At 42.9% G+C, this 14,869-nt stretch carries 9 protein-coding genes; 3 read left to right on the forward strand and 6 right to left on the reverse strand.

The genetic code is table 11. The features are described 5' to 3' along the window. Positions 1-246: 246 nt before the first annotated feature. Positions 247-1,806 (reverse strand): sulfatase family protein, encoded by a 1,560-nt coding sequence (locus tag B050_RS0117225; RefSeq protein ID WP_018475198.1) that lies wholly within the window; start codon positions 1,804-1,806, stop codon positions 247-249. 15 nt (positions 1,807-1,821) lie between these two features. Continuing rightward, positions 1,822-2,832: a zinc-binding alcohol dehydrogenase family protein gene (locus tag B050_RS0117230; protein WP_018475199.1), complete on the reverse strand. Its 1,011-nt coding sequence runs from the start codon at positions 2,830-2,832 to the stop codon at positions 1,822-1,824. An 860-nt stretch (positions 2,833-3,692) separates the two neighbouring features. Between B050_RS0117230 and istB the strand changes: the two genes are divergently transcribed. Next, positions 3,693-4,415: an IS21-like element helper ATPase IstB gene (gene istB, locus B050_RS0117240; protein ID WP_018473914.1), complete on the forward strand. Its 723-nt coding sequence runs from the start codon at positions 3,693-3,695 to the stop codon at positions 4,413-4,415. Positions 4,416-4,734: 319 nt separating this feature from the next. Here istB and B050_RS0117245 read toward each other — a convergent pair whose 3' ends face one another. The 4 genes from B050_RS0117245 to B050_RS0117260 all read right to left on the reverse strand — a co-directional run bounded on the left by B050_RS0117245 (position 4,735) and on the right by B050_RS0117260 (position 13,089). Further along, positions 4,735-6,450: an SMC family protein gene (locus B050_RS0117245; protein WP_018475201.1), complete on the reverse strand. Its 1,716-nt coding sequence runs from the start codon at positions 6,448-6,450 to the stop codon at positions 4,735-4,737. 44 nt (positions 6,451-6,494) lie between these two features. After that, positions 6,495-7,583: a DUF4297 domain-containing protein gene (locus B050_RS0117250; protein WP_018475202.1), complete on the reverse strand. Its 1,089-nt coding sequence runs from the start codon at positions 7,581-7,583 to the stop codon at positions 6,495-6,497. Between the two features lie 726 nt (positions 7,584-8,309). Then, complete coding sequence (locus B050_RS0117255) at positions 8,310-10,055, reverse strand: RagB/SusD family nutrient uptake outer membrane protein (protein WP_026235980.1); 1,746 nt, start codon at positions 10,053-10,055, stop codon at positions 8,310-8,312. 43 nt (positions 10,056-10,098) lie between these two features. Next, positions 10,099-13,089, reverse strand: coding sequence for a SusC/RagA family TonB-linked outer membrane protein (locus B050_RS0117260; RefSeq protein ID WP_018475204.1), 2,991 nt, complete (start codon positions 13,087-13,089; stop codon positions 10,099-10,101). Positions 13,090-13,668: 579 nt separating this feature from the next. Here B050_RS0117260 and B050_RS0117270 point away from each other — a divergent pair. Further along, a complete protein-coding gene (locus B050_RS0117270; RefSeq protein ID WP_157492871.1) occupies positions 13,669-14,259 on the forward strand; it encodes a hypothetical protein in 591 nt (196 codons plus the stop codon). 245 nt (positions 14,260-14,504) lie between these two features. Beyond that, positions 14,505-14,789 carry a YciI-like protein gene (locus B050_RS0117275; RefSeq protein ID WP_018475207.1) on the forward strand — a complete coding sequence of 95 codons (285 nt, stop codon included), beginning with the start codon at positions 14,505-14,507 and terminating at the stop codon, positions 14,787-14,789. Positions 14,790-14,869: the final 80 nt, after the last annotated feature.

Below are 14,869 nucleotides of genomic sequence, written 5' to 3' on the forward strand. Positions count from 1 at the left end.
ATTTTGCGATAGCTGCCTTTCCGAAACTGCCTATCAGGCAACTCTCTAAAAGGATACATTATGATCACATTAATAGCTATTGGAATGAACTTATATGACTATCTTCTTTTTGATTTCTTCCTTAATATACTTTTTTTTTCAACTTTAAGCCTAAAAAAAAAGCCTCTTCCTGAAGCGAAAACTTCAGGAAGAGGCTTTTAATTTTATTGACCGGAATCTAATCGTCCAGTGATGGACAAGCGGCCTTTATTTCAGTTCAAGGTCACCACCTTCTGACTTCAAGTCTCCCACCAGGGATTCGTAAGTAGCTTTCAACTCCTTCAATTTCTCAGGATTTGTTTTAGCAAGGTTAGTCTGCTGACCCAGGTCTTCTTTCAGGTTAAACAACTGGTAATCTTCATCATTTCCCAGTTCGATATTCACGGACTTATTGATCGCAGCTCCCTTATAAGGAGGGATCATCATCCAATCTCCTGACCTCAAAGCGGTGCGGGAAGTAGCTTCCAATACCAGATTTTCCCTTCCCTGCTTGCTTTCACCAAGGAATACATCCATCATGGCCTGGCCATCCGTGGTCATATTCGTACTTCCCAGCATATCGGCAAAGGAGTTTAGTAAATCCATCTGGCATACCATCGCATCAGACACAGTCGGCTGGATAGTTCCTTTCCAATAGGTCACAAAAGGCACCCTAGTACCTGCCTCATAAAGGCTATATTTACCTCCTCTAAGTGGTCCGGCGGGCTTATGATCCCCTAGTTTCTCCACTGCGTCGTCATAATAGCCATCATTGAGCACAGGGCCATTGTCACTGGATAGTACGATGATGGTATTTTCCAGAATGCCTTCCTCATCGAGGGTCTTGATGAATTCTCCAATGCACCAGTCGGCTTCCAAAATCACGTCACCACGAGGGCCCATGCCGGATTTACCTTCAAATCTCGGGTGGGGAGTACGTGGTACGTGAGGCTGCTGGAGCGCATAATACAAGAAAAACGGGCTGTCTTTATGGTCCTTCACATAGGATTTGGCAGTGGTCAGGAAATGATCCGCCATGTCCACATCTTTCCATTTGGCGGCTTCTCCACCTTTCATAAAACCGATTCTTGGGATGCCGTTGACGATAGAATTATTATGGCCATGATGCCATTTCATCGTCGTCTGATCGGGATTATCTTTGCCGGTAGGCTCTCCCTCAAAATTATTCTTATAATCCACCTGAATGGGATCGTTGGGATCAAGATTCACCACATCACCATTTTCGATATAGACGGTAGGTACCCGATCCTGGGTCGCTGCCATGATATAGCTATAGTCAAAGCCCACCTCATTTGGTCCAGGGCTGATGTGCTCATTCCAGTCAGCATCGCCCTCACCGAGGCCCAGGTGCCACTTTCCTACGACTCCCGTAGAATAGCCCTGCTCCTTAAGCATCTTAGGTAGGGTCATCTGATCAGTGCTGATCAGCAGCGGCGCAGTACCCGGAAGGATCCTGGCGTTTTCATTTCTCCAAGGGTAAGATCCCGTCAGCAAGCCATATCGGCTAGGCGTACAGGTCGCAGAAGTGGCATAACCGTTGGTAAAACGAACCCCGCCGTTGGCGAGCATATCCATATTTGGGGTATTAAGTTCGGTCGCTCCATAGGCACTCACATCGCCATAGCCGAGGTCATCTAGGTAGATCACCACGATATTTGGCTTGGTAGGTTCTGTGGAACTGGTTTCTTCTTGTTCTGTGGTCTTCGTCCCACAGGAAAGCATAAAAATCACTGCCGATAAGCAGCTCAATAAGGTAATTTTTTTCATGATGTAATTTAGGGTTTAATTGTGTACCATAGCTTTGATAACCTTATTACTTGGATCAAGCCAAGACGTAAAGTTAGCCTTTACTTCATCAAATTCCACGGTATGCGTGATATATGAGCCAGCTTTCACCTTTTTTTCTTTCAATGCCTTCAATACATGTTCAAAATCTGCCTTGGTAGCATTTCTGCTGCTCATCAGGGTAGATTCACGCTTATGAAAATCAGGATGGCTAAATTTAATTTCGCCTTTCTGCAAGCCTACCAAAACATATCTTCCTCCATGGGCCATCAATTCGAAGCCATTATGGATGGCGATTGAGCTTCCGGTGGCGTCTATCACGTTTTCTGCAAATGCTCCTTTGGTGATTTCGTCGATTTCCTTTCTATAATCGCCCTTAGCATTGACGGTATGCTCCACGCCCAGCACCTCACGGCAAAAAGCCAGTCGATCTTCATTGATATCCATCGCGATCACCTTGCCACCGGCAATACGAGCAAACTCCATCACCCCAAGACCAATCGGCCCCGCGCCCATTACAAGGACAAACTCTCCCGGCTGTACACCAGCACGACGGACCCCATGCGCCCCAATAGCCAGCGGCTCAGCCAAGGCCAGCTCATCCAGACTCAGCCCTTCCTGCTTTACCAGTGCAGAGGAAGGCACCGAAATATACTCCTTCATCCCCCCATCTTCATGCACTCCAAAGACACTGATTCTTGCACAGCAATTGGGTTTGCCGGCCTTGCAAGCCACACATTCGCCACAATTGAAATAAGGAATGATGGTCACCAAGTCTCCCGGAGCAAAGCCTTCCGCTCCATCCACCTCCACTAGCTCGCCCGACAGCTCATGGCCCAGCACCCGTGGATAATTGAAAAATGGCTGCGTTCCCTCAAAAGCATGCAGGTCAGTGCCACAGATGCCTATCCTTCTTATTTTTATGATCGCCTTGCCAGGCTCCAAAGTCGGTTTTTCTACCTCTCCATATTCAAAAGTCCCTGGCTCATTACAGGTTAAAATCTTCATTATTTCTTCGTTTTTAAGGTTTAATACAGACCCTTTAGTCCTTATCGTACTAGTAGATCCGTGGGTATATTTTTAATTTACTATTCCTATTTCACGCCTCTTACGAGGCAAATCAAGTTTTCTGGTCCTGAGAAGTCCTCTCAGCGATTAGCTTATCCTCCACTTTTCCTCCACTTTTAATCAAATCCTGGATTAATTATCCATGGGAAGCCATAGCTGGGATTTCCTTCTTATGCTTATAATGATAGAAGCCATAGGCTACCACCACCATATAGCAGCAGATCGGGATGAAGAAGGACAAGTGGATGCTATCCAGACTATCCGAAACGTACCCCTGGATCACCGGGAACACTGCTCCTCCGAGGATCGCCATGATTAGGCCCGAGCCGCCAAGCTTCGTATCCTGACCTAAGCCTTCGGCTGCTAGGCCATAGATCGTCGGGAACATAAGCGACATACAGCCCGATACACATACNAAGGCTATTGCGCCTACCATNCCACCAGCNAGGATCACCACCAGCGTCAAGCAGATCGCGCCGATCGCCGACAAGGCCATCAGCAGGCTTGGACGTACATATTTCATCAGTGCGGTAAATATAAATCTACTCGCGGTAAATAATACAATGGCCGCNTGACGGACTGCTTGCCCTTGCAAGAAAATCAGATACAGAAGCTTTGGAAAAAGCATGTAAAACGGCTATGGAGAACGGGATATTCTCCTACAAATTCATCAAAAACATACTAGAAAACCATATGGAAGACGAATCTGTCCAAAACAGCAGTACAGCGCTGCCCAAACACCAGAATNTAAGGGGAAAATCATATTACAGTAACCAACAAGCGATTAAATTTTAACAACTATGACAAACCAGATCCAATCGCAGCTTGCCAGACTCAAGCTGCACGGCATGTCCAAAACATGGACGGCAATTATCGAAACAAGAAAAAACCAAAGCCTCTCACTCGCTGAGGGTCTTGAACTGTTGCTGCAGGCCGAAGAGCTTGAAAGGGATAACAGAAGATTCAAAAGACTTGAAACCAATGCGGCATTCAGGTATAAAGCTTCTATAGAGGAGCTCAAACTGGACGAGGTAAGAGGTCTTGACGATGTGCTTCTCACCACACTTGCAACAGGAGAGTTCATCAATAAAGGGGAATCAGTCCTGATTACCGGGGCAACAGGGTGCGGAAAAAGCTATATGGCTTCCGCACTGGGACACCAGGCCTGTATTCTGGGATTTAAAGCCGCTTACTTCAATACACAGAAACTGATGCTTAAAACCAAGATGGCCAGGCTGGAAGGGACAGTGATGAAGTTCTTTGACAAACTGGCCAAGACAGATCTGCTGATCATGGACGATTTTGGGCTGACACACCTGGAACAGCAACAGAGAATAGATTTTATGGAAATGATAGAGGACAGGCACGGGAAGAAATCAACCGTAATCGTCAGTCAGCTGCCCGTTTCGAGTTGGTACGATATAATTGGCGAAGAAACTATTGCCGATGCCATTCTTGACAGATTGGTACACTCCTCTTACAGAATAGAGCTTAAGGGAGAAAGTCTCAGAAAAAAAATGTAAAATTGTCAGCCTAACAGATTATAGTACCAAACCCATTTTTAGAGGGGTCAATATGACCGGAACAGGGGTCAGTATTGTCCGGAATATCCATTAGGTATTCAGAATGCCTATATCAATATGGGGTTTGTCGGACGGTTACAAATAAATTGAATCTATTAAATATTTATATTCTTGAATTTCAATCTTTTTCTCCTGAGAATAAAGAGATAGATTTATATTTACTAAAATTAATATAAATATTTTTTTCATTGAAATTCGATGATTTTTTTTTAAATTATTGCCAACGTTTGTGTATGGTGCGTATCCCGAAGGGTATGCACTATACATTTTGTTGTGCCTCGTTTTCATTAATTATAGATTCAAAATAAGGCTTCATTTCGTTAAATACTTTCTCAAACTGCTCCTTAAGCAAAAGGCTTCGTTCTTCAGTCAATTCAATTATGTCATTTTTTTCTAACTCAGCAGAATCTGGAAGTTCCTCAAGTGCAAGTATAAGTTGGGAGTCTTTTGGTTGCTGCGATAAAATGAAGTCTATCAGAATAGGTAAATTCTCACTGTCTTGGCCCTGCTGATTGGGAGAGTCAATTACTATAGGACAAAATGCGGAAGAACCTTCTTTTCGTATTGTATGCAGGATGCTATAGTAGTAAGCCATTAATGCCCTTGGCATAGCGCTACCTGACTCCTTAATGCTTGCATCAATTCTTGAATAGTATTTTTCCGATAATGAATGAACATTAAGCTTTTTCAAAAAGCGAGACATTAATTCTCTATAATCTGATTTAATCCTATTTGATCTTTTTCGGTCTTCAAAACTTTTAACATCTGCTTCATATTGTTTTTGTAACAATAGTTTTGATTTGAGTTCTTCTTCATACTCTTTAATCTCGCTTTCGAACAATTTTCTTATTTCTTTTTTACCCTCACTTTCAATGACATCTTTGAGCTTTACTTTCTCCCTTTTACTTTCTAACTGTTTTTGAATATCAACTATAGTTTTATTATTTGTCGAAAATTTGCTGTTAGTTTTTTCAATCTTAGACTTAACAACTGACAACTCATCTTTTAATTCTATAATTAAATCTAAACACCTTTGTTCATCTTTAGCAATTCCAAAACGTTCTGAGAAATTATTTTCATAGTCTGCTCCACAGCTTGGGCAAGAAACAACCTCCTCTAAATTATTTACAGCAAACTCATAATCTCTATTTGTTTCACTTAAAGCCCTTTGAGTAATGATTAATTGGGATTCTAAGTTAATTTTTTGATTGTAAAGATGGGTTAAATCATGTTTTAACTGATTTTGAGACTTGTTCAAGACTTCACAGTTTACAAGCAATTCAGTTATTTGAATTTGAAAATCTTCGATATCAATATTGAAATCAATCTTAGATAATTTTTCCTTTAAGTTTTTGAGTAAGCTCCTTACAATTGACAAATCTTTATCTATTTCTAATATTCCAATATTTACTAAGCTTAATTCATTTTTCGCTTCGTAAAATTTATTAGGTCGAATCCCCGTATGATAATTTACAATACTTGTTTTAGCATTAGGAAGGTATAGTCTAGAGAATGATGACCAGTTTGCTGTCCAACTTTTATCTTGGTCGGCATAGTAAGGCAATAACAAGTATGCAGGTGGAGGTGCAACTATTTCACCTTTTTTGTTAGGTAACTGAATTTTAAAATCAAAGAGCGAAGTAAAATATTCTGCTAACTCTGAAACCTTGCTAAAAGCTTTTAATTGATTTTCTTTATTATCAAATATGCTGAAATTCTTGCCATTTCTTAAGATATACAGAGTTTCATCTTCTATAGAAAATTCAATTAATGAAATCACATTCGCATCTCTCCAATTAGGATGAAGGTTCTGTGGTTCAGCGCCAAAAGTTTGATATATAGATTTTAATAAACAAGATTTACCTGTACTATTTCTTCCCAGAATTATCGTTCTTTTGCTGTTGAATTTTACTTCTCGTGCCTTGTCTTCTTTTAGAGACAATAGTAGCATTCTCTTTAATTTGAACTCCTTCATTTTTCCAATTTCTTAGGGTTCTAACCAGTTGTTTAAAATTCCCTTTATTCATAGATAATGTATAAGACCATAGTTGCAATTAAGTCTTTATTGAGACTATTACTCGCAAGCTTTGTAGTGTTTAATTCAGTAATAATTTGCTTTTGACAGTCTAACAGACTTGAATTTTCAGCAAAAATCAATTCAGATTTCGTCTTTCGAATTTGAGCTTCAATCTTCTTAAATGCCTTGTCGTTATAGGACATTTTTTTAAGTTCATAAATTCTTGATTGTGCCTTAAAAGACTGAACAGCTTGAAAATTTACATTCTCAGTATTTAACCTATTTTCAATAGATAAAGTGGTGTTAGGTATAGAGTTTGAACTCTCCAATTCTTTTATGTATTTATCAAAATCACTGCGACTTATCGATTTCCTTGCTTTTAACTCTTCAAAATTTGTAACAGATTTTTCATAATCAGTTTTCATTTTGATTTCGTCAAAAATTGATTTGTACAAAGGAGCAATCTTGTAGCTTAAGTCGGAGAAGTTTTTGTCTAAAAAATCAACAATTCTAGCCTTAGCTAAATCAGAGTGTTTATCAATATCAAGCTCTCCAAGTTTGAAAAAAGTAATCTTTTGAAAGTCTTTTAAATCATTTAAAGAATGTTCACTTTTTAGTGCATCTATAATTTCATTAAGCTCTGTATTTCTCAATTCTGACACACAAAACCCAGAAGTGTCCTCACATTTACTGCTATCCGCTAATACACCTTTAACCTTGTTATTAGTAATGAAATTTAATGACTCAACATTATCGCCAAATTTGATTATGTGATCGAAGAGCTTTCCAAGGGGTGAATTAAGAAGGGCTGTTTTACCTTTTTTTTGCTTAATTAATTCGTTTAATGTCCAATGATTCTTTTTGTTAGTCTTTACTTGATAGAACGAAATTTTAGTTGGGTCTGAAGATGAATCAAAAATTATAATGTCATCATGATGCTCTAATGTCAAAAGGTAATCTTCTGGTTTTGAATGTAGTTCCAACAATTTACAAATCGCCCAATCTTTTTGAAAATCAAATCTGTTTGAAGATGATGAACCACTATTTTCTCTTGGTCTAATGGAAATAATGTTTTGTTTAAGTTCAGTCATTCTTTAAATTTTGTTCTTATGAGGCCCAACACTTCTGGTTACATCACTCCCTATCCTATTACCTCTATATTGAGGTGGTCCACAGGGTGCTGGGTTTCTGCAATGACCACTTTAAAGATTTTATCGATCCCAACAAGTGGACTCTAAGTGTTTTAATTGGAAATTGACAGGACTAGATGCCCTCCCCTTATTTAGTTGATTTGCTCGGTTTTAAAGAAGGTTTGTTCCCTGATGTATCCTTATTGTCTCTTCTTCTTTTATCAAGGGTGCCATCCTTCTTTTTTGGTTTTGGACCTGGTTTTATTGCCTCGATCATCATAAATACTATTGTTATTTGGTCTATTCAGTGATCCTTAAAATTATCCAATACAATTTTCATCTACAATACCCTATTTAGGGTATTTTTTAGGTGAAATAGGTAATAATAGCCAAAATCTAGCTTGGGAATAAAGGTTTAACCTTGCAAGCCACTTGTGTAAAGCTTGTAGGTAAACCCTTCTTGTATGGGGAGGTGATTTAAAGCTTACCAGGATTGGTACATTTTCTGGTATGGCCACCTAAGGGCGAATTTGAAGGCAAAGTGAATTTCTCATCCACCTACCAAACCCTACCAACTTTTCACATTCACCTACCTTCTTAACCCCTAGCCCCCCAAAAAACCAAAAAAAGCCGATGGGGGTCCATCGGCTTTTGAGGTTTAGTTAAAGTGTAAGGGGATTGTGGCTTTTAGTAGCCGGGGTTTTGGCTGAGGAAGCCTGCTTCGCTGGAGGCTCCGTCTATGGCCTTTTGGGGGATGGGGAATAGGCGCTTGTTTACGTCTGCGTCGGTCTTCTCCGTCCAGCTGTCTTCGTATTTGCCAAAACGTATTTGATAATTTCTTCGGAAGCCTTCCCAGTAGAGCTCAAAGCCGGTTTCTCTAAACAGGATGTCCAGGTCTATGCTTGCCAGAGCTGCCGGCACTTGGGCAGGACGGGCAGAGCGGGAGGTCCTTAGGGTATTCACGTCGGCTAGAGCGCCGGCTTTATCGCCTGTCCTTAGCTTGGCTTCTGCCCGCATCAGGTAGATCTCTCCCAGACGGATGAGCACGAGGTCCACACTGCTGTTGGAGCAGCAGTTGGGGGCGGTATGGCTAAACTGGTATTTGGAGAATCTGTAGCCAGCATTGTGCAAGCTTCCCTCGGTACTGAAGTCCACCTTGAGGCTGTGATCCACATATTTGATATCGGCACCGCTGCTTCTTTTGTTGATGACTGGGTAAATTCTTACCGTCCCATCTTCACAGGTCATGATATTACCGCTGCCATCTTTACGTGGACCCCAGATGATATCACGGAGTATCCCTCTGTCTATCTCAAATTCCGTGGCTTCCACACAGTAATAATGCTCTGAATCGTTGTTGGGGTTGACGTTGGTGAGGTCTCTCAGCTCGTCAGGGATTATGGTATTCTCCTTAAAGAATCTCGCATCAGCATCCGCAGGATCCACAGATCCATAGGCATCTACCCAGGCCTGGAAGAAATCCGGGGTCGCTGCCACCGCATCGGTGCCTCGGGTACTTGGAGACTCTGGTCTTGGGATTTGATCCCCTGATAGTGACCAGTAGGCCCATCGGCTATGCTCGGTCTGGAGCACACCTCTTTGGTCCAGGGAAAATATAATTTCTGCGTTGATATTATTATCATCACTGAACAAGTCAAAGTATTCCGGAGACAGGGTATATGGGCCATCGATGATGGTGCTGGTGTATTGGATGACCTTCTCCATATCCTCCGATCTGAAGTCCGGCGTGCCGTAAGGATCACGATAGACGGCAGCATTCAGGTACAGTCGAGCGAGTAATGCCTGTACGGCGAAGCGGTTCATCCGCCCGGGGCCTTTGTCGGTATTGATCACATCCACCACGGACAGCAGCTCACCTTCCAGGTAGCTGATCGCCTCCTGACCTCTAAGGATCTCTGAGATTTGATCCGAATTGTCTTTTTTGAATACCAAACCCCAGTTGTCCAAGGCCAGCATATTTAGGTAAGCCTTCATGGCCACCATCTCATATAGCGGATCTTGAGCGCTTGCATTGCCCATATCCACCTCGATCTGCAGCCTCTCCTCGGCCAGTACGGTCCGTGAAAGGGTGAGGGTGATATAGGTCCAGGTGTCGCCCACGAGGCTATTGCTTGGAGTCATCAGGTGCTGGTGGATGGCTATAAACTTGCCACCATCAAACCAATCGGTACCGCCACGATACGGGAGTATCCCCTCATCGGAGGCCACTTCCTGCAGACCAAAATTTACGGTGTGCATCCATACCTGGCGCAGCATCCCATACACAGGAGCTATGGATCCACTGACCACCTCTGCTTGCCCTGTACCAGTCAATGACTCATCGAGCACCTCTTCATCGAGGGTGGTACAGCTTAGGAAAGCAAACAAAAATGCAGCTATCGCTAGTGATATATTTATTTTGCTGTTTTTCATTGGATTACTATTTTTATTTGATTGATCAATCATCAAATTCTTATTAGAAAGTCAAATTCAGGTTGATGGAGAAGGTTCTTGCCCTTGGGTAAGTAAATCGGTCGATCCCAAAAGTCTGAATCCCTCCTGAGGTGGAGCCGGTATTTACCTCCGGATCGAAGCCCGAATAGTTGGAGATCACAAACAGGTTTTGACCGGTCAGCGACAAGCGGATGTTCTGAAAAGCATCTCCTAGTCCGATGAGTTTGGAATCCAGGTTATAGCCTAAGGTGGCGTTGTTTAACCTGAAATAGGATCCGTCTTCTAGGAAGCGCGTGGATACCGTATTGGAATTATTGAAGGACTCCTCAGGAAACTGCGTCGCAAAGTCGGTGGTATTATTGGATCTTGCGAGTTGGGCTTTGGTGAAGATGGACATGGTCGTGTGATTGTACACTTTATTTCCACCAGAACCATTAAAATTCAATCCCAAATCAAATGCCTTATAATTGAAGTTCATATGCATCCCGTAGATCACCTTAGGGATGGCACTTCCCACCACCGCACGGTCATTGTCCAGCACCTGTCCATCGCCATTGATGTCCTTAAACATGTTCAGGCCGTTCTCGTTGATCCCATCAAATTCCAGCATATAGAATGCGCCAATAGGCTCACCATTGATATAGCCGTTGATGGTGGCTCCCGTCTGACCTGCTCCCTGAGCAGACCCAGTCGTCAGCACCGAATAGGGAGAATCTTTTACCTCATTTTTGATCAAGGTAATATTGCCTCCGATAGAGTAGGAAAAATCATTATGCACACGGCTGGCGTACTCCAAGCCTAGCTCTATACCGCTATTATGGATTTTCATATCCTTGATATTGTCCCAGTAAGTAGAGGTAGGCTCCACAGGATCAGAAGGCACCACTTCGAGCAGGATATTGGAAGATACCTTATTGAAATAATCAAGGGTACCGGTCAGTCGATGATCTAAGAAGGCGAAATCAAGCCCAAAATCCACCTGGGTGGACACTTCCCATTGCAGGTCCGGATTGGCAAGTCGCGTGAAGACGATCCCGTATGGATAGCCATCCAGAGAGGTGGCATCAGTATCTATTGGGTAGGTGTTAAGGCTTCCTGATCCCTCAGAAAGTCGGTCCTCAGAATAACTGGCTTTGGTGATCTTTGAAGGGATTTCCTGGTTCCCTGTCTTACCCCAGCTGGCTCTTAACTTCAGGTTATTGAAAACTGAATTGTCTATAAAATCCTCCTTGCTCAGGTTCCAGCCTGCCGCAAAAGACGGGAAATAACCGTACTTATTGTTCTCACCAAACTTCGAAGACCCATCCGCTCTAAAGGTGGCGGTAAAAAGATATTTGTCCCCATAGGTATAGTTTACCCTACCGAAGAAAGATTGCAGCTCGTTCTTCACTGCGGAGGAACTTACCGTGGTAGGATATTCACTGGTACTATTTTGATCCTGGTATCTTGGCTCAATATTATTGTCCGCAAACCCCCTGTATGACGTCAGTCGATATTCATCCAGGAAAGTCTGATAGGAATGCCCTCCCAGGACGGTCACATTATGCAAGTAATTGTTCCAATTATAGGTCAAGGTATTTTCTACCAGTTTATTGGTATTTGAACTAATCCCCACATCCAGGGTGCCATCAGAAATATTGGACTCGTTGATCACCTGTGTATAAGGCTTATATTGTTGGTAGCGATTGGTGGATGAATAATCCACGCCTAGATTCAGCTTATAGGTAAGGCCATCGATGATCTCGAAGGATGGCGCTATGGTCCCAAGGATACGGTTATTGGCAGCATCATCACTGTATAGCTCGTACCTTTTCAGTGGGTTCAGCGCATTGGTATTTAGCAGCGTAGGCTGGCCATCCGTATAGGCCGGCACCGTAGGGTTTAGGCTTAGCATATCACTGATCGTGGATGTGATGCTCGGACGTAGGTTTTCGGTATGCGAGGCCGTCAGGTTATAGTCAATCTTCAGCTTGCCTTCAAAGGCCTTTTGGCTCATATTCAACTTCCCTGAATAGCGCTTCAGCTCACTGTTCTTTAGGATACCTTCCTGATCCTGATAGCCCATGGATGCGAAATAGGAGAACTTCTCCGTATTGGCTCCGCTCATGGAAAGGTTATAATTTTGAGAAAAACCAACTTGCGTCAGCTCATCCTGCCAATCGGTATTTCCATCGAAATCCTCTAAAGCACCACCGGCTTCCACGACTTGCGTACGAAACTCATCCGCCCCAAACACATCTATTTTATTGGCCATGGAGGACCAGGCAGTGGAAGCGGAGAAGTTTATTTGACTGGTGCCGGTCTTCCCTTTTTTGGTGGTAATTACTACCACCCCATTGGAGGCTCTGGAGCCATATAGTGCCGTGGCACTGGCATCTTTTAGCACATCAATGCCCGCGATATCATTCGGATTCAGAAAGTTCAGCGGATTGGAGGCGATCCCCGTATCAGAATTGTCAAGCAGGAAGCCATCCAGCACATACAGCGGCTGCGTCCCTGAGCGTAAGCTTCCGATCCCTCTAATGATCACATTTTGGTTGGCTCCCGGCTCACCACTTGTAGAAGTGATGTTGACACCGGCCATTTTGCCTTGCAAGAGATCCACGGGATTGGAGATCACCCCTTTGTTAAACTCCCCACTTTTTACCGAACCGATTGCTCCGGTGATATCTGATCGCTTTTGGGTACCATAACCCACCACGACCATCTCATCCAGCTGTGTGGCATCTTGCTTCAACTGTACATTTACAGTCGAGCGGCCATTTACGGGAATTTCCTGCATGATATAGCCTACAAATGAAATCTGTAGAACGGCCCCATCGGGCACATCTAGGGAAAATTCTCCGTCAAGATCCGTTACTGTTCCTGCGGTGGATCCCTTGACACGAATCGTGGCGCCAGGTAATGACAATCCTTCCTCATCAGTAACAGTCCCGGAAACTACCTGTCTCACCGGGAGCACATCCGTAGAAATACCGCTAAATCCGGTAGCGAAATCAGTACTTCCAGCCATTGAATGGGATGAGCTCGCACTCAGCCCTGCCCATAGCGTCAGACATGCCGTGGCATATTTGACTTTTGATAATCGTAGATTTGATTCCATAAAATTATAGGTGTTGGATATCTATATAAGTTACAATAATTGCAGGGTTAAACCGCTCACTAGAACTGCCTTCTAAAAACTTTAGCAAAAGTATAGTTTAAATCAACCAAGGAGGTTAACTGTACTTTAGGCTTGTATTAATTAAAATCTGCCTTTTACTTTAAAGCTTAATAATTTGCTAAACCCTTTTAAATTTAAAATGAAGATGAAAATTAATTTCTCTAGCCTAAGTAATTGGGTCTAAGGCAGTGTAAGACTAAAAATCCTCCGCTGAAATCGGACTCCATTAATTAGCCTTTGGTAACACTGGAAAAATGGGCTTCCTATGGCTCATGCTGCCGATCAGGGTGGGTAGGTCATTATTTATAAAAAGATAATTCTGTATTTCCGCAAAGAGGCAGATCCGGCACCCGATCATAGAATAGACCTATCGCCACGTAATTTCCACCCTATAAATAGTGATATTTAGCCCAATTCACCTTATATTCATTGGAATCTATCTTTTCTTCACAGCCCTCCAGCGCCTTGACCAAAAGCACTTCCTCAAATCTGTTCAAAAAACTATACTTAGTCCTTTCCTCCATTCTTGGTGCATTGTCTTTGGCGAGTATCGGAGAGAGTATCATGGCCTGGAAGCCGCTTATTAATAAAGTGATCCATTCTTATCAATCTTTCCTTTATCCCATCCATCAGCTTCTTTACGGATGGCTGCCATGGACGATTCCAGATAAGCTTAAAGATTATATCACCATTGGGCTGCTGGTCGGCTTGGCCTTCGTCCGGGACATGGATCGGAAGACCCAGCAGAACTCATTCTATTATTTCTTTCTAAGCCCAGCCATCTTTCTCTTCTTTGGCCTCCTTTTGATTTGGCCCTTAATTCTTTTCGGCAAGGTCCTTTCCCTGGCTCTTCCCTTTATCGTCCTTGGCTTTTATTACCTGACGGACAAGGAGGAATATGCCCTCCTACGCACTTCTACCTTTCGTATGTGGAAAGAAAAAGACTATTATTTCTGGAACCTGCTCGGCGCCATCCTCTTGGTCCTGCTGGTATTATTTATTATCAATGAAAGTTTATAATACCTAATACCTATTTCGGTTGAATGATGCTCCCCCTATCCTCTTGGCAATATTTCCCTAATGACTTATTGCTAGAAGGAAAGAATACCTTTGATTAAGCCTGGAATTTTGCTTCGCAGCCTGCTGATAGATCCACTTTAGTGCGGTGATTTTAGGGAATGGGCTATCGATTATAGAAAGCCCCCATCGAAAAACTGAGATTTTCTTCTTTCCTTTGGTATGGGAGAAATAATTTTCTACAAACGATGACTTATTATATTCTTAGCTATCAGACTGCTCCTGATTATATGCTGCGCCGTGAGGCCTTCAGGGCGGCACATCTGGACCATGTGAAGCATTATCAGGCGCAAGGTCTTCTGCTTATGGCGGGGGCATTGATGGATCCTGCGGATAAGGCCGTACTAATTTTCAAGGCGGAGGACTCCACTATTCCCGAGGATTTTGCAAAAAACGACCCTTACGTCCTCCACTCGGTGGTGAGCAGCTGGGAGGTACGCGCCTGGAACGTGGTGGTGGGTGGAGAGTATTAGGCAGTAGGTATAAGTTACCATATGCTTTAGGAGCAATACTATAATTCTTCCCAAGTGGATTTTTCAGAGAAATGACGATA

Source organism: Echinicola pacifica DSM 19836 (assembly GCF_000373245.1).
Taxonomy (GTDB): domain Bacteria; phylum Bacteroidota; class Bacteroidia; order Cytophagales; family Cyclobacteriaceae; genus Echinicola; species Echinicola pacifica.